Source organism: Brevundimonas guildfordensis (genome assembly GCF_014836405.1).
GTDB lineage: Bacteria > Pseudomonadota > Alphaproteobacteria > Caulobacterales > Caulobacteraceae > Brevundimonas > Brevundimonas guildfordensis.
On record NZ_JACSQU010000004.1, the window covers coordinates 1 to 22,233 of the forward strand.

Below are 22,233 nucleotides of genomic sequence, written 5' to 3' on the forward strand. Positions count from 1 at the left end.
CACATCATATTTTGACCTGACAGGACTTGAACGTGAACTGTTTTGAACCCCTGTGGGCGAAATATTACGCCCCGCACCTAACCAAGACCGAGGTTGGCCAACTCCGACGGTCCGAGACTGCCGCCCCCTCGATCCTCCTCACCGAGATCATCCAGAAGCAGGGCTTCGACAGCGCGAACCGCACCTACATGAGTGTGGAAAGCAACTTCTATGTGAAGGCAAAGAGCCACTACACCGTGGCCAGCCTGATCGAACGAACAGCAGACCATGGCTGGGAGCATCAGTGCCTGTTCACCAACGCCATGCGGATCGCTGAACCGGGGGAGAAAGCCAGTCCCGCGTCGCGCATCGTGGTTGCCCCACACCACATTCTGACCATCGAGTTTGATGACCGGAACATCCCCTTCTTCCAGCAGCAACTTGGCTGGCTCCGGTCGTCAGGCGGTAAACACGATAGCGTCGTCGGCCAGTTCGTCACCCACCTGCGAAAAACCTACGCCGACGCCGTGGGGCTGACCGTTGTCTATTCCGGTCACAAAAGCCTCCATTTCCATTTCGTGGTCTCAACCGAGATTTTGAGGGGCGCCGCGCCGGAACCGACCAGTGCGCGGTTGGGCTTCCAGAAGGCATGGGATCGGCTGCGCGATGAGTTCGAAAACTTTGCGCCTTTTGGTCTGGCTGGAAAAAAGGCAGACACATCGCTGCGGCAACCTGAGAATTTCCGACGCTTGCCGCGCGGCATGCGGCTCAACGAATCTACGGACCACATTTTTGGGGTCCCGGTCGGTGTGCCCCTCTTTCAGGGAGTGATGTGGGAGCACCTTCCGCGCGGAAGGGGCGGCGGGGGCAAGGGAGCCTTGCTGAACCCTGTCGATTTCATGACGACGCCCATCGTTCCTCATCGGTCGGCGCCGCAGGGCGCCAAGTCCGTGACGATACAGAGCGGGGAGAATCTCCATGCTGAGGCGAAGCTCGCGGCACTCTTCGACGGCGTGACCAACCATCCGAAGTTCTCGCACCTCGACTGTTCGGGCGGCGAGCCGGTCGCATATTTTTACAATCACCCCGCAGACCAAAACCCGAAGTCAGTCATGCGTGCGGACTTCGCTACGGTTCTGGTCCAAGGGTCCAACCCGCTGGACCTCACCAATGACGCTGGCGTCGATGGCGTCCTGATGAGCCGGTTGCCGCGCTCGCTCGGCGACATGCTGGACATCTGGGCAGATGATTTTCATGGCCAGCGCGTCGGGCCGGGCGGGCGTGTGCGTTCGACAGTCGAGGCTGAGTTCGCCGAGGCAGCGAGAGATCACAAGACGGCGACAAAGGCGATGTCCGCCATCCTGCTTGGAAGCCTCAGGGATAATGTGCGGAAGCCAGAGACCCACCTGCTCTGTGCTCCGGAAGGGATCAGCAAAACCCGAAGCCTCATGACAGCAGCACCCGACCTGATCAAAGGATTTCGTCGAGAGGGATTGCCATCATGGTTGATGTTCGCCTTCCCCACCTACGAAGGCGCGCAAGAAAAGGAGGCGGAGTTCAGGACGCTTCACGCCGCCGATATGGGCGACATGAAGCCTGTGTTTCTCCGTTCGTTTGATCGGATTTACACGGAGCTATGTCCCGATCCGAAAAAGCGCGTTTCGCACAAAGACGCCGCCATCAGCGGCTACGCCTCCAGAGCGGACATGATCAGGGCAGAACAGAGCAGCGTGGCGAAAGCCATGGACGGCGCGTATGCCGATCTGCGCTCGGCCGTCGCCTCCGGTTCGCCCGTGTTCTTCACCGTCCACGACGTCGCGCAGGCGTGGGCCAAAGACAACTTTAGCCGTCTGCTGCTTGGCGCCGAGGCTGTCGAGAACCCCGCCGACCGGCTCGCGGCGCGCGAAGCTACACGGCTGGGCCTTCTGGTTCATGATGAGATCAACACGAGGGCCATCGTGGAAGTCATGCCTTCTGAAAAAATGGAAGGCATCCGCGAACTCATAAACAGCATGGGCTGGACCAGCCGAACGAGTTTGGCCGAACGGTGGAACACGTTCCAACGCAGCGGTCGGGTTCAAGACTTCGATTTTGATGAGGTTTGCCGCATCGCGGGAACACCAGAGCATTGTTGGGAACACGTCACGACGGGGGAGAACTTCGAGTATGGAGCCAGCCTCGATAGGGACCGCGACATCTACGCCAGAGCCAATAACCGACGTTGGCATGTCCGCCGTCGAAACTGGGCGTCGGAGGTCGCGCATAAAACTGCGATCCTAACGACCGAATTTGTGCCGCTGCTCCTCGCTGAGCATGCCGGAAGCTGGCGCACGACCTGCCTAGACGCGCCTCTCCTGCCCAAGGACGCGACATCGACCCGACCGGACCGGACTCTCACTACGGGGTCCGCTTCTCGACATGTTCTGGCAGCAAGAGCCGATGCCGTTGGACCCCTTTTCGCGATTGGCAATAAGCTGGCACGTCTCGACGACGCTGAGACGCACGCCTCGGCCAAGGGATCGAACGCCTATATTGGCAAGGACGTCGTTCAGACAATGACGATGATGGCGCCAGAGCAATATGCGGAACATCAGGCCCTCAACGCATGGACTGGCCGCGTCGATCTGGCACGCATCGCCCATATCGACCAGTTCAACCAGACCGCTGGTCGTAACCTCGGCTTCAGGAATTCGGGGAGCGCGTCCCATCGGGTGATGATTAACCGCCGCCTGTTCGACTGTCTGACACCCGTGATGAGCTATGCCCGCTACGACATGGCAGACGACTGCGTGGAAGTGTCTCGCAAACTCCAGCGTCGGAAGACGCAGAAAGCTAAAGGCCGCATCGCCACTGGAAGGCGATGCCCAAAACTGGCGAAACTGGTGGAGATTCTGAAAGCGGAAAAGGAGACGGGGCCGTTGAGTTCCGTTTCAGGCGCGCACTTCCATCAGGTCGCTTAGCCTCGTCGTGTAGCGGGGTGAGCGATTGGCGGCTCGTGTAGACCATGGGGTGACCTGTCGTATTCCGCCCGGCCGCAAAGTCCCACTTCCGAACCGATTGTTCACCGCATCTAGAGCCGCCATCAGTTTCTCAGATCGAACAGTGTCAGCGGTCGGCAAGAGATCGCGCGGCATGTCCCTCGCCGACTTGAGGTCAAGCAGGATCACGCCCGCCTTGGCGTATCGCGTGTTCGGCCTCCACATGGACCGCCCCGCTCGGACCGCCTGACGGATTAGCGCGAAGCTGTCTGACGTCGGCTCGATCTCGAACGACCGCTGCCCATGATACCAAGGGTCGCCATTGTGCGGATGCGTGTGGAAAAACACCACCATCGCGTTGGCAACCAGCCCGTGATTCCGGCACTTCTCCGCAGCGCGCGAAGCATGGGCCGCCAGTGCCTCGCGCATGTCCTCCCACGTTTCAACAAGTCGCCCAAACATCCGCGTCACCGCCACGGTCTGCCGCTGGCTGGGCGCCAATGCGAGAGGGAGGCAGGAAACGCCGTTCAGTTCGGCATGGGTGCGTTGCCCGGTCACCGTCATCAGTTTTCTGACGCTGGCGGACGTGAGCGCAGCAAACTGCTCGACTGTGAAGATGCCGAAATTGTTGAGCTTCGCTTGTGAGGCGCGGCCTATGCCCCAAATTTCGTTGATGGGCATGGTGGCGAACGCCTCGCGGCGGACGTCGAGGTCGCTGAAGTCTGAGACGCCGCTCGCCGTCTTCGCGTGCTTGTTCGCCAGCTTCGCCAATGTCTTGGTGGGACCAATCCCAACGCAGGTCGGGATTTTGGTCACCCGTCTGATCCGTTCGCGCACCCTGCGGCAGTAGTCCGCTCGTGCAAACTCCGTCAGATCAACAAACATCTCGTCGATGCTGTAGGGCTCGACCCTCGCGAAACTCTCAGAAAGAACCTCGAAAACCCGGCGGCTCATGTCGCCATACAGGGCATAGTTCGAGGATTTGGCGATGACGCCTCGATATTCCGGTTTGTGCTTCGACAGATGCCAGACGTCGCCCATTTTGATCCCGAGGGCCTTGGCTTCGGCCGATCTGGCGATGGCGCAACCGTCGTTGTTCGACAGCACGATCACGGGCTTGCCGATTAAGGTCGGGTCAAAAGCCCGCTCGCACGAGACGTAGAAGTTGTTGCCATCGATGAGTCCGAACATGTTCAGACATCGGTCCTGACTAATGCCGCGACCATCGCCCAAACTTCCGTGTGGTCAGATACCGGCTGAGCCGGGTGGTTAGCGGGCTCCAGCCACCATTGACCGTCCTTTTCCGATAGGACCGCCAGCACGACGTCGCCGAGGAGGAAGGCGACACATACCTTGCCGGTTCTGGGCTCCGCGTCGGTGTTCACGACGAGGATGTCGCCGCCGTGAATGCCGCGACTTCGCAGGCCCTCGCCCTTTACCCTCACCGCGTATCGTTGAGGGCGCCGTAGCTCCAGCAGGTCCGCAAGATCGGGCACAGCCTCAACGTGGTCCTGTGCGGGACTTTGGAAGCCCGTCGTTTCATCGCCCTTATATGCTCTCGCTCCCATAGCGGAACATATGCGGAACATTTGTCGGAAAGGGAAGTGAGATCGACTCGCTACCCTTCGTAGGTAAGCGTTGCTTTACCTCATAGACCAGTTCAGATATCTCCGGTTTTAAGTCAGGAGAATACAATGCCCTTCAAGGCTTTGATCCAATCTCTGCGATCCTTCTCGTGGACGGAATGGGCCTTAGTCGCCATGGTGACGATCATCTCGGTCGCGTTGTTCCACACCATCGGCATGACGCTGGGTCCGCTGGTCGGCTACCTCATGGTTCTGGGCCTGCGTCGAACGCGAGCCAATCGTCAGAAAGTTCGGGCACGCTCCGGCCAATGATCTTTGTGACGGCAGCTTAACGGCGCAGATGGGGGAACGCTGATTTTTAGAAGTTGCGTGCCCTCTAAATTTGTGAGCCCATATTCAGTGCTGGAACTCCTCACTGACCAGCGCACAGCCCGGCAGGGGTCGAAGCTGCGCCCCTCCGATTGCTCGGCTTCAGCCGGGCTGTGCTCCTCGTGATGGCAAGCTCGGGGCTTTAACATGGATGGATACACGTTCTAGCCACTGCCCGCGTCGGCGAACTCACGTCAGTTTAGTCCCGCGTGGCTGCCTTCGGATGAGATAGCCATTGCGCGCGCCACGGCCGCTCTCCGGGACTGTCCCGTCTCCAGAGAAGTCGCCATCTGGAAAGGTTGGCGGTTTGTCGCGAACGTTCGAAAAGGGGCGGACGAATAGCTCCCGGCCATTCTGGTTGACGCATTCAATTTGCATGAGACCCTCGAAGCTTCACAGCATTCGGAGGTCACTTGACGGGTCACGAGCCTTTGCGCTGCCTCGCCGTTCGCATCCTGCGGGACGTTGAGGGCGAGATCGACAACAGCGAATTCGAAGCTTTTCTCGATGAGGTCGCTGGCCGCCATAAATGGATCAGCACGACCGAATGGCTGTTCGTCGAGCCGCCTGCGGAAGCTAATGGCTTTGAGACCCTGCCGGTCGTGATGCCGCAAGGCGCCGCTGTGAAAGCGGTCCTTGCCGACCTCACCAATCCCGAACCGCGCATTCTCACCGATCACTTGGTCAGCCCCGCTGAGGGCCGAAAATGGCGGTGGGTAGCGTTCCAGATTGCGCCGAACGCTCAGGGCCAAGGCTATTTCCCGTGGGAGCGCATCAATGCGTGACGGCGGTCTGCTGGGCTGGACGACCGACGCACTTGTGAAACTGGATGACGCCGAACCGGGCATTCTCGCCCGCGTGCTGACGGCGGCGTCTGCTCGACGTCAGTCAATTTTCGCCACGCTGGCCAAGATCGCGGTTGAGGGCAATTGCCGCGCTGATGATCTGTTCTCCACCGATCTGGCCTATGTCATCCGCCATGGTCGCGCCGCCGACATCCTGCGCCATGCCTTCGGCGGCATGGCTGAAGGCTATCCCACCTTGCTGGAGCGCATCGGCGAGAGGCCGTTGGATTCGGCAGCGGACTACCTAATCCTCCGCGATCTCTGCGCGGTTGGGCATCCGAATGTGATGGAAGCTATGCGCTCCTGCGACCGGATCACGCGCTCAAAGTTGCGGGTAATCACCGCTCTGGATACGCGCTGGGTTCACGCCAATATCCTGTCTCGGATCGACACCCCTGCGGAAGCCGCCGACTTCAATCGCGCCGTGACCTTCATCCAGTCTGTCTCGACCAAGGCAACGGACGAAGCGGTAGCCTTGGCTATCGCCAACATGGCGCAGACCACGACGCTGGCTCGGCTGCTCGACCGTCTCTTGCGTCGGGCTGACCGCCTGCCTACCCATCCGCTGGGGCAAGGCGACAATGAACTTCGTCCGCTGAGGACGATGCGTGAGCATCTGGAAGCTGCGAGAAAGTATAGGAATTGCCTCGCGCATAGGCTCGGTGACATCGCAGCGGGCAAAATGGCCATCGCGGAGTTTCGGGAGGAAATTCTGTTGGAGTTCCGGCCGCTATCGATGGGAAAGGGCTGGCTGTTTTGGTCTGCCCATGGCCCTCGAAATGCCCTTGTCGCTCTCGATCTCAAGGATGCGGCTGCCGCCGCTTGCGAACGACACGGAGTTCCTCACGTCCCAGAGCGGACCGGGAGCTTGGAATGGCGAAGCTACCGTCGCTTCGTGCGTGAACTGGAATGGGGCTGATCGACCGACGGTGAACAAGGTTCACTTTATCCGGCTCGGCGGGCATGGTGCTCGCGATCATGTCGTCGTCGATTCATACTAACCGCTCGGCTCTTCAGGCTCTCCAAGCTGTGAACGCTGCCGGGCGCGATCTCGCTGCCGCGCAGAATCGCGTCTCGACCGGCCTGAAGGTTTCCGGCGCAAAAGACAATGGAGCTATCTTCGCCATCGCTTCGGCCATGCGAGCGGATGTCGGCGGCTGGGGTGTTGTGGCGACGGGTTTGAGCCGGGCCCAAACCGTCACAGACGTCGCTCTGATGGGCGCCGAACGGATAGGCGAGCTTCTGATCGAACTTCAGCAACACGCCGTCTCGCTGAACGATTCCCTTTCGGGGACATCACGGCAAGCGATCATCAATGACATGACCGCCATGATCGACGAGATCGATACGATCGCGCGATCCACAGAGTTCGACGGGGTCAACCTGCTGACCGGCAGACCCACAATCACAACCACGTCCAGCGTCACCTACGGCCTGCCAAAAACGACCTTGCCGCAGCCCGCTTTTCCTCGCATGGCGGCCCTCCCGCCCGGCTCATTTTCGTCCATGGGGGCCAGTGTCACTTATTCACTGCCGCCCTCGGCCCTCACGCCACCCTCATTTAATGCGGCGGTCGCATCCATTTCCGGTTCTAACAGCCAGACAGTCGTGGCTGACGCCGGAACGACCGCCGGGCGGGTGAACCTCCTGCTGGACGCCTATAGCGCGCCCGATGTCGTTGAGATTTGGCAGAATGGCGTCCGCGTCGCCGCTTCGGGTCAGCCGTATGTAGCAGGCGGCGTCGCCGTGGGCGCCGGATCAGCGGTGACGGGGCCAAATGTCCTCAGCTTCGACTACGATCCCGCCAAAGGTCAGAACATCGAATTTCGTTTCAATGAAAACGTCGCTCCCACTCGGACGGCGTGGACGGTGGGAGGACTGATCCTACAAGACCCTGCCGATCCGCTCCCCATGGCCATTGCGACCTACACACCGACCGGCAGCTTACAATCGACGGCAGGCTTTGATCCGCCGCTTCCATTCGCTAACCCTGAACAGGCCGCCATCGCATTGGATGAGCAGCCGCAGGGCGTGTCGGGCACTTACAGCTTCGCCGGAACCGCCGTCGCTGGGCGCATGGATATCGTGTTCGACGCCTTCGACTTGCCCGACTCCATGGAGGTTTGGCAGGGCGGTTCCCGTGTCGCGGCTTCAGGACAGGGTTATGTTCCGGGTGGTGCGCCCGTTGGGCCGCCGTTTAGCGTGACCGGCCAGAACATCCTGTCGTTCGATTACGATCCAGCCAAAGGTCCGCTGGACTTCCGCTTCAATCAGGGAGCCGCCAACGCCGATAGCGCATGGGTCGTTGGGGCCGTGTCCCTATCTCCGGTCGGCTCGCCTCCGGCTGCGGCCACGGTCTCAACCTCGTCCTTCCAAGTAGCTGGCTTTGGCCCGTTCCACCTCGATGTTCCCACCTCGCCGTCCGGGCAGACGATGCGTGTATCGTCGCGCGATCTGACGGCTGCGGGACTCGGATTGGACCCGATGGACTTTGCGGATGCGTGGACCGTGTTGGATCGCGTGAAAAGCGCGCTCAACAGAACGACAGACTCGTCCTCCTACTTCGGCACACGCAATAAAACTCTCGGCCGAGCCGCGCTCTATGCGGTCAAATCCGGCAACGCCATCGAAGTCGGGATCGGCAACCTTATAGACGCTGACCTCGGCAAGGAGTCGGCCAAACTTCAGGCCGCGCAGATCAGGCAGCAGTTGGCGGCGCAGACGCTCTCCATCGCCAACCAGCAGCCAGAGTGGATGCTGGCCTTGTTCAGAAGGTAGGTCGAGCGACGTCCAAGAACGCGGCATCCAACCCGTCCTGATGGACGTCGGGCCATCCTTTCGGCCGTTCGTGGTCGGGTAGCAACGTCGCGGATGCGTCCAGAAATCTGGCATGCGCGAGCGCGCTGCTCGCCCCTATTCGCTCAATTCATAGCGACCACGCAGGTCCGCATCCGGTGCCCGCACGAACTGGGACAGAAGGCCTTCCACTGTGGCGTTCGGGAGCATAGCGTCGTCGGGCACAAGCACATATCGCCAAGGCTTGTCGCCATGCTTCTTGGCGTGATGCTCGGTGGCGATGAAGCACCATAGAGAAGCAGCGTCGGCTTTTCGGCGGACATCCGCATCGTTCATGTCGGATCGCCGCTTCGTCTCAATGATCAACCGCTCGGTCTCGGTCTCGACCACGAAGTCAGGCTGATAGGCGTGGCCCTCGCTGTCGAAAATCTTGAACTGATTGGGACCCGGTTTCATCCAGAGTTCGACCGTGGGGTCGCGCTCTAGAAGCATGGCCATCTTCCGTTCGGTGTCGGAATCGAACTTAGCCTGCGCGTAACAGGCGCGCGGTCCGAAGCCGGTGAAGATGAAGCGTTTGATTTCGCCGAGCCGTTCAGGCGGCTCGCGGAAGTTTCGCACGGCATCCTTGCCTGATCCGTCGAACGCCTGCGGCTTCAGTTCGCTGAAGGCGGCGTTCAGGGTGACCCGATAGGTCGTCGTGGTTCGCCACATGTTCTGGCGCATCTGGGCAAACATGGCCTTGGCCATGTCTCGGCTCCAGCCTTGAAGCGTTGCCCGGACCTCTTCGTCGTCCTTCAGATAGCCGCGCAGATGCGCCACCACCTGACCGGCGAGATCATAAAGAAGCTCGGCGTGAGCGTCGTAATCGATTTCGTCGAAGTCGATCAGCTTAGCGACCAGATAGTCCTCCAGTCGGGCGGGCACGTCGCCGCCTTCCTCGCCGCTAATGACCGTCTGCTTCTCGGTGCGGAGCACTTGCACCAGAAGCTCCCGCGAGAGCGGCTGGTAGTTCCAGCTACCGAGGTCGAGCTTGAAGGGCTGGAAGCCGAACGAGACGTGATCCTGCGGCGTGACGGTCAGGCTCGGGATTGCGATGGTTTTGGCGACGAACGCCGCGCAGAACTCTTTCACCACCTCCTCGGCTCGCTCTTTCGTCAGGTCCGAGAACAGGCCGCCCTTGCTCCGCTGGATGGCCATGGCGTCGGCGACGATCCGCTTCACCACCTTCTCGTCATTTAGGTCGCGGATCGTGGCGACCTGCTTCTTGATGCTCGGCAAAACGTCGGTGAGCACCGTCTGGGCCAGCGCTACCTCCTCCTCCTTCTGGAATGTGAAGGCAGGCGCAGGGTTGTCCGACATGCCATAGGGCTTGGCCGCGGGCGCGAACTCGGCCGCCACCTCATCTTCGGGCGGACGCACGACCTGCTTCAGCATTTGCTCGATGACGGAGGGCGCCTCGACCATCACCGGCTTGGCGGCCGAGATGTCGCCGCCTTCGCCGATTTTCACCTGCTTCAGAGAATGGATGACGCCATCGGCGTCCTTTGCCTTTTCAATGAGGTCGTTGAAGCGGTCGTGGGCGATGACCGTCAGGGTGTCCACGGCGTCGACGCCGGTGCGCTTGCCGTAAGGGAGGCGCAGCCCCCGGCCGAGTGTCTGTTCGGTTAGGATATCTGAGGCCGAGGCGCGCAGCGGGACGATGGTGAAGAGGTTGGAAACGTCCCAGCCTTCCTTCAGCTTGTTGACGTGGATCACGATGTCCGTGTCGCCGCTCTTCTCGATGTTGAGCAGGCGCTGGGCGTTCTCGTCGCTCTCCTCGCCGGTCAGCTTGGAGTGGATCTCAGCGACTCGTCCCTTGTAGCGACCTTCGAAGAAACTATCGGATTCCACGAACTCGCGCACGCGGCGAGCGTGGTCGGTGTCCTGTGTCACTACCAGCATGAACGGATGAACAAGCGGCTTCTCGTTCTGCTTGGCGTAGGTCGCAAGCTGGACCTTCACATGCTCGTGGTAGTGGATGCCGTCTTCAAGCTTGATGCGCTCCAGCGTGTCCTCATCGACCAACTTCGGGTCGAAATTGGCGCGGGTGCCGACCGCCGGTTCCTTGATGTAACCGTCCTTCATCGCCTCGGGCAGGTCGTATCGATAGACGACGTTCTTGAAGGCGGCTGACTTAGCGCCAACGCTCTTGGGTGTCGCGGTGACTTCCAGCCCGAGGATCGGCTTCAGTTCGGCAATGGCCTTGGCGCCCGCAGAGCCGCGATAGCGGTGCGCTTCGTCCATCAGCAGGACCAGATCGTCGAGGCCTGCCAGATAGCTGAAATAACTCTCGCCGATGTATTCCTGAAGGCGCTTGATCCTTGGAAGCTGGCCCTTTCTCGCCGAGGACGTAGTGTCCGAATTGATCTTCGAGATATTGAAGATGTTGATGATGGCGGCTTCCTGCCCCAGCAGGTCGGCGCCGCGCACGCCGCGACCTTCCTCATAGTTCTCGGCGTTGACAATGAGCGGCGGGTTGTGCGCGAACGCCTCGACGCCCTTGAAAACATACTTTGGACTGGAGGGTTGGAAGTCAGCTAAAAGCTTTTCGTAGATGGTCAGGTTCGGCGCCAGCACGAAGAAGTTACGGCTCTTCCCGATCATGAACAGGTAGCTGACGAAGGCGCCCATTAACCGGGTCTTTCCAACGCCCGTCGCCAAGGCGAAACAGACGCTGGGGAAGTCGCGCTCGAAGTCCTCGAAGTAGGCGTCGTCCAGATCGCCGTAGGCGGCTCGGATCGCTTCCCGCGCCCGGTCAATGTCCGCCTCCTTCGACGGGGCGATCAGGTCCACGATGTCGGCGAGGCGACGCAGAGATTCCGACTGCGGCTTACGCAGCGAGAGGCGCTGGTAGATCTGGGTCTCGGCCCGCTTGTGATCGACTATCGGAAGGCTCACGCCCCAGCCTCCTCGTCGCCATTGAACAGGCCCGGCTGGTTCGGATTAACCGCCGACTTCCGGCGCGGCGTCTGGTCTGTCGCCTTCTCCGGCTCGTCCTCGATCAGCGGCAGGGCCTCGATCTTCAGCGAATAGTCGTCCTTGCCCCACTCGCAGCGGTCGAGGATCGCACCCGGTATCTTGCGGATGGTCAGATTGCCGAAGGCGTCGGCGTTGCCGCCTTGGAACGCCTTGCAGCAAATCAGCAGGGTCCGATCCGGCCCAACCTCGTCGGAGATAGCGGCAAGCTGCTCGTGCGTGAGGCTGTTCGTCGTGACGTAGATGAAGTCCGTCTCCGACGAGCAGCCGTGCATCCAGTAGTGCTCGGCCGAGGGCGCGTAGGTGAAGCCGAAGTGCTTGCACATCGCCTCGGCCAGCATCTCGGCGTTGTAGGATTTGGAGATCACCCAGTTGCCGAACTGGTCCTTCTCCAGCAGCGACGGCGCCAGCGTGAAGTAGCGATAGCCGCCGCCGCCCTTCCAGCCGACCGCCTCAGTGACGCCGCCGGGGTCTTCGCCGTCGATGACCTTATTCAGGCGTGGGACAATGTGGGTTTCGCAGTGGTCGCCAAGTTCGACCATGATCCAGCGGCGGCCCATCTTGTGAGCGACGGCTCCGGTCGTGCCTGAACCGGCGAAGCTATCGAGCACGAGATCGCCCGGCTTGGTCGCAATATCGAGTATTCTGCGTAGCAGTCGTTCCGGTTTGGGTGTCGAGAAAACATCCTCGGCATTGAACGACTTGGCCTCTGTCTTGGCCTCGTGATTGTGCCCAACATCAGTACTCAGCCATACAGTCAGTGGCGGAGTTCCATCATTTGCCAGATCAACGAGAAACGTTTTCCGCGAGGGGGCTGCTGTCCCATCACGGCCAAACCAAATTTCGTTCCCTTCGTCCATTCTTCGCAGTGTTTCTTCTGAAAAGCGGGGGAAAGTTCCCGGCGGGGGCGTCCAGTGCCGCCCATTGCGGAATGTGAAGGAGAAGTCCTTGCCCTTGGCCGACCCGCTTTTGGCATGCAAAGGCGTCGCCTTCCATGGCCCCTTGGGATGGTTATCCGGGTTGGAATACCGGGCATTCATTTCATCCGATCTGGCCAACCGGTTGGGTCGCCACGCTTCTTTGTCCTTCGCGTAAACGAGGATGTGGTCGTGGTTGTCGCTGAAATATTTTGCGTCGTTGGCGACTGTGTATTTTTTTTGCCAGACGACGTTAGAGACGAAATTCCGTCTTCCGAAGACCTCATCGCATAGCACTTTCAGATAGTGCGCTTCGTTGTCGTCCACGGACACCCAGAAGCTACCATCATCTGCAAGAAGACGATGCAACACCTCCACGCGCTCTCGCATCAAAGATAGCCAGAGGGAGTGTTCAACGCCGTCGTCATAATGAGCGAAAGCGCTGCCCGTATTGTAGGGCGGGTCGATAAAGATGCACGACACCTCACCGGTGTGCGATGCCTCCAGCGCCTTCAGCGCCAGAAGGTTATCGCCTCGGATCAAAATGTTTTCAAAACTGTCTCGCTCGCGTCTGACCGCCGAATGTCGCGAAAGACGTTCATCCTCGATCAGGATGCGAGGCTCTGGTCGCTCTCTGCGCGCCTTTCCCATCCAGTCGAGTTGCAATCGGTTTGATGTCACTTCTTGATCCTCTCGGCGTTCGTGTCCACTTCGGCCAAGCGAAGCCTCGACAACCTTTAGCTTGGCTACACGTCAGATTCGGTCGAGTGTCATTGTAGCTGATTTCGGAGCGGCAGATGGAAGTCGAACTGCTGACGCAACGGCCAAAAGGTCCGAAGGACGGGCGGCTCAAGGATCGCTTGGCCGAGTATGCAGCGGCGACGAGGTGTGATGAGCTACACGCCGCTGCCGCCTACGTCACGGTGGAAGGCGTCAATACCCTACTGGAGGCGCTCGAAGGCCGTGCGCTAAAGTCATCCCGGTGGCTGGTTGGCCTTGACGACGCGATCAGTCAGCCGGGCGCCATCGAAAAGATCCAGTCTCTGCCAAACGCAACGGTTCGGATCGTGACATTTGCCGCAACGGGTGTGAGATTCCATACCAAAATGATCCATCTCGCCACCAGCAAGACCCCTAAACTTTCCGCTCTGATGGTAGGGTCAGCCAATATCAGTCGGGCCGCCTTCGAGGAAAATGCGGAAGCAGCGGCTTTTGTCACAAGCAACAGCAAAGCCACAGCAGATTGGCTTCGCGAAGCTTTCGAAGAGGTGTGGAAGCTTGGCCATGAACCAACGCAGGCCGAGCTTACGGCCTACAAGGATCGATATGATGCGGCTCGGAAGCTGAGAAAAAAACTTGATGAGTTGCTAAAGGAAAGCGACGATTCCCCAAACGTCATCGACAACCCCGACGAGGCTCAAATCGATCCGGCGCTCGCCAGCACCTGCTGGATCGAATGCGGCCGAATTACCCTCATGGGTCGGGAGCTTGAACTAAAAGCTATTCAGGCCCGCTTCTTCGGCCTCAATCCCACGGGCGGCCCCACCGAAATCATAACTTTGATTCAACAGGATGGCTCTGAGCACCCGACACAGTTCGTGTTCCGAGGAAACAGCATGTGGAGAGTGATGTTTCCGACCTCCATCCCTGAAGTTGCGGCGGGTCTACGCCCCGTCGAACCAGACGGACGTTTGGGGCGGTCACCCTTCGTCGCCGTGTTCAAGCGGACGAATATCCACGACCAATTTAGTCTGCAATTTCTTCATGAAGACAGTGATACATACGCTGCGCTGAAGGCCCGCTCGGACGAACTGGGAACTCTGGGCGATACAGGCCGCCGCCTCTTCGGTTGGTGCTAAATCAAGCTCCATCGGATCGTAAACAAGGTCGTCATTTCGGGCGTCAGGTTCAGCTTCTCGGCGATCTCATCAAGCATGCGCTCGCGCTCGTCGTCGATCTCCTTCAGCCGTGTGTAAAGCTGGTGCTGGAGATCATCCGCCTGTCGCTTCAGCGCCGAGGCCTCGCGCTGTAGCTCGACCTTCTCCTGAAGGTTCTGAAGCGCGCGGGCCAGCTTCTTTTTCTCGTTGGCTTCCTTGGTTAGGGCCTTGATCTGCTGGTCGTAGGAGACCCGTGCGTCGTCGCGCCAGTTGTCGAGCCGCTCCTCCTCCTCGTTGAGGAAGTCGCCCAACCGCTCCTGCGCGCGGCCGACGATCTCAGTCTGACCCTGCTCCAGCACCGCTGTCAGGTCGGTCTCGGGAACGGTTTCGGGCGGATCGCCGATGATGCGGGCGGGAACGCCGAGCATGCGTGCCGCGGTCTCCGGGTGGACAGACAGGCCATCGGCGGTGACGGCGGCGCAGATGAGTTCGTCGAAGGTGCGGGCGGGCGTGACCAGCTTCAGTCGCGCGACCTTGAGCCAGCCGCTGCGTCCGCGCAGCCCTGCGACATCGGCAAGATTACCGTCGTAGCAGCTATAGTCAAAGACGATATGCGCGGGCGCAAGCTCGCGACTTTGGGCGCGTTCGACTAGGTGGTCGGCCAAACCCTCGTCCGCCAGACGGAAGAAGCGCCAGCCGCGCTCGTCGGCTTCGGGCCACTCAGTGGAATAGGTCTCGTCGTCGTAGTTGAAGCGCTCGACGTGATTGTCATGGAAGCGAGCTTCGGGCAGTTCTGCGCGGGCGAGGTTCAGCAGGGCGCGGCGGAACTCATCCAGCGACGCGGCCACTTCGCCCTTGCGGTCGATGAGGCGCGAGATGACCTTATCGTCCATCTCGGCGAGCAGCTTGTTCCGGGCTTCGGTCTTGGCCTCGTCGATCTCGACGCTGAATTCCTCCTGAAGCCGGTCGAAGGCTTCGTTTATCTCGTCGTTCGTGCGGCAGGATTGCACGATGTCGAGGATGCGTCTTTCGATATCTACGCCGGATTCAATGGCGCCCAGAACCTCATCTGACGACCCGAAAACGCCTTCGAAGAGCCGGAACTTCTGATCCAGAAGCTGGACGATCCGCGCCTCAGCTTGGTTCTTCCGGTTCATGAAGTTGATGACGGTGACGTCGATCTTCTGCCCGTAGCGATGGCAGCGGCCGATGCGCTGCTCGACCCGTTGGGGATTCCAAGGCAGGTCGTAGTTGATCAGTAGCGAGCAGAACTGAAGGTTGATGCCCTCGGCCCCTGACTCCGTGGCGATCAGGATGGCCCGGTCGTTTCGGAAGGCGTCCACGATGGCGGCCTTCATGTCAGCCGTCTTCGAGCCGGAGACGACATCGGTGCCCCGGTGCTTTTCCAGCCACGCCTTGTAGATGGCGTTGCTGTCCTTGTCGTAGTTTGAGCCGTTCAGCACGACGGTCTGCCCGTCGAACCCGCTGCGCTCCAAGAGGTCGCGGAGATAGGTTTGGGTGCGGACGGACTCGGTGAATATCACCGCCTTCCGCTGACCGCCCTTGCTTTCGATCTCGGCCAGAACACCCGGCAAGCAGTCCAGCAGAGCCTTGCCTTTCGCGTTCGTCTGGATCGACGCGGCGAGGTCGCGGTAGCGGGTCAGTTCCTCGATCTCGGCCTTTAGATGTTCGGGATCGATTTCCTGAATAGCGTCATCAGTTTCGTCTTCGAGCGCTTCGGCCTCGCGGGCGTCGCCGTCCTCCCGCCACTCCTCGGCGGTCTCTTCGACGCCATCGATGTCGTCGAGCGCCTCCTCGTTTACGGCCAGCTTCCGCTCTAGCCGGTTGACCATCTTGTCCAGCGTCGCGGCCACGGCGAAGGACGACGAGCCGAGGATTTTCCGCAGGACCAGCGTGACGAGGTGACGGCCGTTCTGCCCGACCGCCAGCGTATCGTCGCGCCGGAGGTAGTCGGACATGTGCTCGTAGAGGTCCGTCTCCAGCTTGTCGGGCGTGAAATCGAACGTCTTGGGCAGACGGTTGGTGTAGTTGATCAAGCCCGCCTTCTGGACCTGACGGCGCAGCGTGCGCTTGCAGATCGGCTCCAGCCGCCGCGCCAGCAGGGCTTGGGAGACCTTGTCAGCCGGGCCGCCGAACTCGGCCTTGAACGCCTGTTCAGAGCCGAAGTAGGTGTCGTCGATGATGGTGACGAGGCCGTATAGCTCCATAAGGTTGTTCTGGAGCGGCGTGGCGGTCAGTAGCAGCTTCTGGCGCCCCGCCAGCGCATCGCGCAGCACGGCGGCTCTGGAGGTCTCGGCGGCCCGATAGACGTTCCGCAGTTTGTGGGCCTCGTCGAAAACCACGAGACTCCACGGCACGCTTCGAAGCTGATCGGCGATCCGCGCGGCATACTCGTAGGAGAGGATTACGATCCCTTCCTCGCGCCCCAGCGGGTTCGGCTTGCCGACCTTGGCGAGGTCTTTCACCCGCTTGGCGTCGAGGATCACCGAGGGCAGCGAAAACTTCTCGCGCAGTTCGGTCGCCCACTGCTTCCGCAGCGAAGCAGGGACGATCAGCAGCAGGTTGCGCTGGCGTTCCCACCAACGCTGGGACAGCACCAACGCCGCCTCGATGGTCTTGCCCAGCCCCACCTCGTCGGCGAGCACCACGCCCTTTGACAAGGGCGACCGCAGCGCAAACATGGCCGCATCGACTTGGTGCGGGTTTAAGTCCACCCGCGCCGACGACAGCGATTGCGTGAGTCCTTCGCTTTCCTCCAGTCCCTCTCGGGTCAGGAAGTGCGCGAAATATTTGGCCTGATGCGGCGTGAAGGTAAGCGCGACGCTCATGTTACCCCGATTGAACCGGCGAGGGTTAGAGACAGCTACCGGTGTCCACCAGTGTCAAGAATCGCGGCCGCCCCCGGCGAGATTGTTGGCGGCGATGTTCGGCGCTGGAGGCGACAGGATCAACCACCAATCATCGCCTCAGTAGGGAGCGCGACCGCTTTCGACGTCACGGCCTAAATAGGCGGTATGGACATCTACCAACTATTTCAGAGGCGCGGTCTCACCACCTCCCAGCGTCATTTCAGCAGCGAATTTTTGAATAAGGCAGATAACTATCTCTGTCTGCGTGGCAGGCGAGGCCCGTCGAGTGACGCGTTAATCGAACTGTTCCAGAAGCTCGTCCGCGAAGGTCGGCTGATGCTGGCCGCGAGGGTGGCGTGGGCCGTGCTGTGGCTGAAGCCGGAGGCGCGGCGATGAACGACCACAACCACCTATTTGCATGGCGGCATTTAACTCTGGAGGCGGGGCGAGCGGCCTGCTGACTGGTTGGAGGATCGGAACCCGCCGCGCCCCTATTGCTACGTCCTGCGATCTGAGAACCAAGGATGCAGCGATATTTAAGCTGAGTTGGCCCGAGCGGGTTGGTGTGTGGCTGGGCAGATCGAACGTTTTCGAGTTGGTTTCGATTGCCGCTGACTTTGATGGCGCGAAGCCCTCTCTAGTTGAACATTGACATCAGGGCACCAATAGCGACTAAAATGCAGATAGAAAACAGCACGATACCAATGATGGAAGTGCATCCGCTCGCCAAATTTGCGGTTGGTTGAAGCTGTTTTGGTATCCTTGGCTCGACGGCCACGGGCGGGTTTAATTTGGATTCTGCAAGCGTTTTTGAGGAATAGCTTTCAACTATCTGGTCGTGTTCAGTCTTGAGGCCCGCAGCCTTGACTTCTTTGCGAACGTCCAAAGCGACGAGGTTCAGTCCTTTAGCTATCGCTTCGGCTGAATCGTTTCTAACTGTGCCACTCGATGCCGAAGAGAACAGACGGTCAGTCACCTTCTGAAGTATTTCTGGAGTCCATTCCTCACGTCGAATACGACGGTCAACTACAAGGCCGAGATCATTAACAATACTCTCGGCTTCCTTGAAGCTAATGCCTCCATCTTCTGCGAAATCTGAAACATCATCTTCAATAATGTAGTCTATATAAAGTAGGCGCCGCTCCCCATCGCTCGTAAAGTATAAATGATCTTGAATTGCGTTCTCAAGCTTTGTGGATTTCTCGATCATTTTTTACCTTCGTGGCGCGTGAACAATCGCAACATCTTTATTGATCTATCCAAGGCCGCGCAGTCGAAATTTCCGCGCGTCCCACACACGATCACGGTGAGGAGCCTGCATGAGAGGCATGGAATTCACCAGCCTAAATAGGCGGTATGGACATCTACCATCACTTCGAAGCGCGCGGCATCACTGACTCCCAACGTCACTTCAGCAGCGCATGGCTCTGCTGCGCGGAAAGCGTCCGCGCAGACCGAGGACCATCGGCTGACGTTCTCATCACCCTTTTCCAGACCCTCATCCGTGAAGGTCATCTGATGCTGGCGGCGAGGGTCGGCTGGGCCGTGCTGTGGCTTCCTGCGGAGGCGCGGCGATGAGCATTCATCGCGTTTTCCAATTCCCGAACGACGATGAAGCGACTTTGGAAGCGGTGCTCCGCCAAACCAAGACCGGGGGAATCGTCTCCAGTCCGATAAACGACATACTCCTGATCTGCTCGACCGAGGTTGAAGCAGTGTTCGTTCGGTGCGGTCTGGGTCTACGACCGGCCACCAAGACCGGACTGCTCGTTCCGGCGGAGGAGCTAACGGCAGTCGCCGGGTGGCTGATGCAGACTGGTCTATTTGCGCGCTGCGACTGGGCGGCACTTGAGCATCTGGAATTCATGAACGTCGCGGCGTTAAAACGGACAGTCGAGGTGTTCAGCGACATCGTGGGCATGAGCCCAACTCCCTGCCGCTGAACCTCTGGCCCGATGTCTTCCGCCCAAACGTGCGGACGGCTTAAGCGGCATCCTCGATCAAGTCTTGCTGGCCCGAGTGCCCGGCAACATTATCGTTCAATCCGGCACCATGCTGCACGGCGGCCAAACGCTCACTAGCCCTCTGGCAGTATTCTGCTGACTGCTCGATGCCGATGAAACGACGCCCTTCCGTCAGAGCCGCAACACCCGTCGAACCTGAACCGCTGAAGGGGTCGAGAACCGTTTTAGCAGTCGTCGCAGCAATGATCATGCTCGGCAATTCGACGGGGAACGGCGCCGGATGCGGGTTGCCGTGATCACACGAAATCTTCAGCACGTCCTTCAACCCATGCCCCTTACGGAAGCGGAACTCGGACTTTGCGAACACGTAGATCACCTCGTGGGAGGGCGTGGCGAACGCCTGATTGAAGTTCATGCCCGAGCCGCGATCCCAGATGATGATCTGGCGCAGAGGCAGGTCAGGATTCAGGTTATGCGGCGTCCGCAGCAAGCCGTTCTGAATGCGGTTCTTGTGCTGGTAGAAGATAGCGCCATGCTCGGGGATCAGGCGCCAGCACTCACGCAGAAACGCTTTTTGCCACGTCACGTAATCCTCGTAGGGCATGGCGTCGTCATATCCGTCGTAGCCCTCGCGCAGTTTGGCGGACTTCCACTTGCCGCTTTTTCCACTGCCGCCGAAGCCGCCACCGCTCGATTGACCAAGGTTGTAGGGCGGACTGGTGACGATGATGTCCACCGAGCCGTCCGCCATCTTCGCCATTTCGGCCAAGACGTCGCCATGGATGATGGTGGCATTGGTGTTCGCCACAGATCGCGCGGGGGCCTGCTCGATGTCAGGCGCGCGCTCGACAGGCACGACATCGTTCGCGGCCATGGGCGTCGTCGGCGAGGGCAGTTCACCCGTTCCAGCCGCCGCGAGAATGCGGGCACGACCTTTTGCGAACCACGCGTTGTCGCGTTCAACGCCGATGAAGCTGCGCCCCGTGACCATGGCTGCGGCGCCGGTCGTGCCGCTGCCATAGCAGTGGTCGAGGACGACATCGCCGGGATTGGAGAAGGTGCGGATCAGATATTCCGCCAGAGGCTGCGGCTTCTGAGTCGGGTGACCATGGTTGCGCTCGCTTTTGAATTTCAGCACCGAGCGGGGGTAGTTCGAGCTATCGTTGACCCACTCGTTCTTCGAGTAGCTGTCGCGATAGACCTCGCCCACCTTGCCACGACGCGTGACCTTGGCGTCCTTCTTCACCACGCCCTGCGGATTGAACGTCAGCTTCCCAGTCGGACGCGCGAACACGAGGATGTCCTCATGGGCCGCCATGTGACGACGGTTCGCATGAAGGAAGCCAACTGCGCGCGTCTTCTCCCAGATCAGTTGCTGACGGAACCACGACCGGTTCGACATGATCAGGTCCGTCGTGAACGGCTGCGCGGCGTGGAGCACGATCATGCCGTTCGGCGCGAGGATGCGCTCATATTCACGCCACATGTCGGTGGCCGGAAGCAGTTGGTCCCATGCGCAGTTCGTCGTCGCATAGGGAGGGTCGCAAAGGATCAGGTTCACCGACTTCGACGGGATCAGCTTCATCTTTTCGATGGCGTCGCCGTGGTGGAACTCAGCGAACAAACCGGCCCCAGCATCGGCCGAACCGACGACGACGCGATCCACCAGCCCCAAACGCTTTTCAATGATCGGCCAGTAGGTCGGCTCGCGCTCGATCATCACCGAGGAGCGGCCATGGGCCATCGCCGCCGCGCCAGTGGTCCCAGACCCAGCGAACGGGTCCAGCACCACATCGCCGAGGTTCGAACAAGCCAGCACGATGCGCTCGATCATGGCTTGCGGAAACGGGCACGGATGCTCGGTGCGCTCCTTGGCCGTGCCATGAACTTGGACGAATTCCCAGATGTCGGCCGGATTGGCCCCAGCCGGATTGTTGCGCTTGTCCTTCGACGTAGAGGGACGACGCACGTCGTCGAGGTTGAAGGTCGGATGGATAACCTTCGGGCGACCGCGACCACCCTTCAGCACGCCGGGCTTCACCAGATAGAGCCAGCGTTCAGAACGGGTAGCGAAACGCTGAGTGGTGTTTTGCTGCGCCCGGCGATCCCAGACGATTTCTTGAACGAAGGTCAGGCCCGTGGCCGCGATCAGCGGGAACAGATAGTAGGTCAGCGGCACGCGGCTGTTCGGCCCCGCCTTATGCATCCCGACGTTGATCCACATCGATCCGCCGGGCTTCAAGACGCGCGCGGCGGCCGTGACCCATTGGCGCGAGAACTCGACATAATCCTCAATCGATTGGAAGTCGTCGCCATAGGGCATGCCGATGTTCATGTAGGGCGGCGACGTCACAATCAGATCGACCGACTCGCTGGCCATGGCACTCATGGTGGCTACGCATTCACCCTTCAGAAGGCGGGCGGACGGCGCCGAGGGCGGCGGCGCGATCTTTGCGTGGTCGTTGGCCCCGGACGGAGAGGCGGAGAGGCTGGTCTGAAACAACGGATGGCTCCTTGCTACGAAGCCGAACCATTTATTAGAAGCGGTGCGTGGAATCCGGAATGGCGGCGCCTGTGCCGCTTCTTTTTCTTGGCAGCGCATGAGCGACGATCATTCACAACAAGACGCACCGGTCGCGCTGGACTTAATAAGCTCCATCACCCTGACCCATCATAGGCTCACAACGCCGGAGTATGTGGGCGAGGTTAGCGATCTGCTGCTGGTTCTCGCTCGGCTGATGCCTCCTCAAACATCGCTCAGGCAAGCAGTGGCATTTATGCTGGTCGCGTCATCTGACCTTAGCGGTCGGGCAGCGTCGTTAGCTATGCTGCGTCGTTCCGCTGGCTTCGACAGACAAGGCATTGAACTTCTTGGACCTTCATTGGGCCGAACCACTCGGTCCCTCGAAGCCTTGGGGCTTATCAGAATTGAAGATTCGGAGGAGGACGCTCGCGCCTCAAATATCAAGTTAAGCCCGAAGGGGTATGCTTTACTGACTGACGCTATGGCGGTCATCAGTTAAGTTAACCTTGAGAA

16 protein-coding genes are annotated in these 22,233 nt (G+C 60.0%); 9 read left to right on the forward strand and 7 right to left on the reverse strand.

All coding sequences use genetic code 11. The features are described from left to right. Positions 1 to 32 precede the first annotated feature (32 nt). Positions 33 to 2,939, forward strand: coding sequence for a hypothetical protein (locus H9656_RS13820; RefSeq protein ID WP_191744850.1), 2,907 nt, complete (start codon positions 33 to 35; stop codon positions 2,937 to 2,939). Here the strand turns inward: H9656_RS13820 and H9656_RS13825 are convergent. Together H9656_RS13825 and H9656_RS14330 are read right to left on the reverse strand one after the other, a co-directional pair. After that, positions 2,910 to 4,148, reverse strand: coding sequence for a Y-family DNA polymerase (locus H9656_RS13825; RefSeq protein ID WP_191744851.1), 1,239 nt, complete (start codon positions 4,146 to 4,148; stop codon positions 2,910 to 2,912). The two genes, H9656_RS13820 and H9656_RS13825, sit on opposite strands and share 30 nt — an antisense overlap. A gap of 2 nt (positions 4,149 to 4,150) precedes the next feature. Beyond that, positions 4,151 to 4,546 carry a LexA family protein gene (locus H9656_RS14330; protein ID WP_404821574.1) on the reverse strand — a complete coding sequence of 132 codons (396 nt, stop codon included), beginning with the start codon at positions 4,544 to 4,546 and terminating at the stop codon, positions 4,151 to 4,153. 105 nt (positions 4,547 to 4,651) lie between these two features. Here H9656_RS14330 and H9656_RS13830 point away from each other — a divergent pair, with 105 nt between their 5' ends. The 4 genes from H9656_RS13830 to H9656_RS14285 all read left to right on the forward strand — a co-directional run bounded on the left by H9656_RS13830 (position 4,652) and on the right by H9656_RS14285 (position 8,535). After that, positions 4,652 to 4,855: a hypothetical protein gene (locus H9656_RS13830; RefSeq protein WP_191744852.1), complete on the forward strand. Its 204-nt coding sequence runs from the start codon at positions 4,652 to 4,654 to the stop codon at positions 4,853 to 4,855. Between the two features lie 470 nt (positions 4,856 to 5,325). Further along, the gene (locus tag H9656_RS13835) at positions 5,326 to 5,697 is read left to right on the forward strand and encodes a hypothetical protein (RefSeq protein WP_191744853.1); all 372 of its coding nucleotides are present in this window, start codon (positions 5,326 to 5,328) and stop codon (positions 5,695 to 5,697) included. Further along, entirely contained in the window at positions 5,690 to 6,676 is a 987-nt protein-coding gene (locus tag H9656_RS13840) for a hypothetical protein (protein ID WP_191744854.1), read from the forward strand. The genes H9656_RS13835 and H9656_RS13840 overlap by 8 nt, the downstream gene beginning before the upstream one ends. Positions 6,677 to 6,720: 44 nt before the next feature. Next, complete coding sequence (locus H9656_RS14285; RefSeq protein WP_191744855.1) at positions 6,721 to 8,535, forward strand: flagellin N-terminal helical domain-containing protein; 1,815 nt, start codon at positions 6,721 to 6,723, stop codon at positions 8,533 to 8,535. A 135-nt stretch (positions 8,536 to 8,670) separates the two neighbouring features. On the opposite strand, the gene H9656_RS13850 is transcribed toward H9656_RS14285, so the two are convergent. Together H9656_RS13850 and H9656_RS13855 are read right to left on the reverse strand one after the other, a co-directional pair. Further along, entirely contained in the window at positions 8,671 to 11,490 is a 2,820-nt protein-coding gene (locus tag H9656_RS13850) for a DEAD/DEAH box helicase family protein (RefSeq protein ID WP_191744856.1), read from the reverse strand. Then, positions 11,487 to 13,151 carry a site-specific DNA-methyltransferase gene (locus tag H9656_RS13855; protein ID WP_225212566.1) on the reverse strand — a complete coding sequence of 555 codons (1,665 nt, stop codon included), beginning with the start codon at positions 13,149 to 13,151 and terminating at the stop codon, positions 11,487 to 11,489. Before H9656_RS13855 ends, H9656_RS13850 begins: the two co-directional genes overlap by 4 nt. Before the next feature lie 131 nt (positions 13,152 to 13,282). Between H9656_RS13855 and H9656_RS13860 the strand changes: the two genes are divergently transcribed. After that, complete coding sequence (locus tag H9656_RS13860) at positions 13,283 to 14,344, forward strand: phospholipase D-like domain-containing protein (RefSeq protein WP_191744858.1); 1,062 nt, start codon at positions 13,283 to 13,285, stop codon at positions 14,342 to 14,344. Here the strand turns inward: H9656_RS13860 and H9656_RS13865 are convergent. Continuing rightward, positions 14,341 to 17,211, reverse strand: a complete 2,871-nt coding sequence (locus H9656_RS13865; RefSeq protein WP_191744859.1) for an SNF2-related protein — start codon at positions 17,209 to 17,211, stop codon at positions 14,341 to 14,343. The genes H9656_RS13860 and H9656_RS13865 overlap by 4 nt on opposite strands. A gap of 186 nt (positions 17,212 to 17,397) precedes the next feature. Here H9656_RS13865 and H9656_RS13870 point away from each other — a divergent pair, with 186 nt between their 5' ends. Next, on the forward strand, positions 17,398 to 17,628 hold the full coding sequence (locus H9656_RS13870) for a DUF6626 family protein (RefSeq protein WP_191744860.1): 231 nt from the start codon (positions 17,398 to 17,400) through the stop codon (positions 17,626 to 17,628). A gap of 241 nt (positions 17,629 to 17,869) precedes the next feature. Here the strand turns inward: H9656_RS13870 and H9656_RS13875 are convergent, their stop codons facing one another. Continuing rightward, positions 17,870 to 18,442: a hypothetical protein gene (locus H9656_RS13875; RefSeq protein ID WP_191744861.1), complete on the reverse strand. Its 573-nt coding sequence runs from the start codon at positions 18,440 to 18,442 to the stop codon at positions 17,870 to 17,872. A gap of 364 nt (positions 18,443 to 18,806) precedes the next feature. Between H9656_RS13875 and H9656_RS13880 the strand changes: the two genes are divergently transcribed. Continuing rightward, complete coding sequence (locus H9656_RS13880) at positions 18,807 to 19,175, forward strand: hypothetical protein (protein ID WP_191744862.1); 369 nt, start codon at positions 18,807 to 18,809, stop codon at positions 19,173 to 19,175. Between the two features lie 40 nt (positions 19,176 to 19,215). On the opposite strand, the gene H9656_RS13885 is transcribed toward H9656_RS13880, so the two are convergent. Beyond that, entirely contained in the window at positions 19,216 to 21,798 is a 2,583-nt protein-coding gene (locus H9656_RS13885) for a DNA-methyltransferase (protein WP_191744863.1), read from the reverse strand. Between H9656_RS13885 and H9656_RS13890 the strand changes: the two genes are divergently transcribed. Then, positions 21,797 to 22,219 (forward strand): helix-turn-helix domain-containing protein, encoded by a 423-nt coding sequence (locus H9656_RS13890; protein ID WP_191744864.1) that lies wholly within the window; start codon positions 21,797 to 21,799, stop codon positions 22,217 to 22,219. The two genes, H9656_RS13885 and H9656_RS13890, sit on opposite strands and share 2 nt — an antisense overlap. The last annotated feature ends 14 nt before the right edge of the window (positions 22,220 to 22,233 follow it).